The organism is Campylobacter sp. RM9333 (assembly GCF_020137705.1).
GTDB lineage: Bacteria > Campylobacterota > Campylobacteria > Campylobacterales > Campylobacteraceae > Campylobacter_E.
Map to the genome: position 1 here is coordinate 1 of NZ_JACGAY010000070.1, position 282 is coordinate 282.

Genomic DNA, 282 nt, shown 5'->3' on the forward strand with positions numbered 1-282 from the left:
TTAGTTATAAAATTAATTAGCCTTTTTATTGTAGGTGCTAGTGTAATGGCTATTGGTGGCGTAACTAGATGGTAAGAATAGGAATTTAAAATTCCTATTTTATATAGCTTAAAGATTTTTTAAGTTTTTTTAATCTTTCTAAATCTTTATGCTTTAATTTTAATAAAGTATCAATTAATTGAGTATGCAAGGCTTGTAATTCTACTAATTCATCTTTACTTAGAGTATCTAGCCAACTGCTATTAATTTTTTCTTCTAGCTCATTGGCTAAACTTTCTAATT

1 protein-coding gene is annotated in these 282 nt (G+C 25.5%); it reads right to left on the reverse strand.

Annotated features, from left to right (window positions below; all coding sequences use genetic code 11):
* Positions 1-94: 94 nt before the first annotated feature.
* Positions 95-282: hypothetical protein (locus tag AVBRAN9333_RS09485; RefSeq protein WP_336609919.1), on the reverse strand; the 188-nt coding region annotated here is incomplete at its 5' end.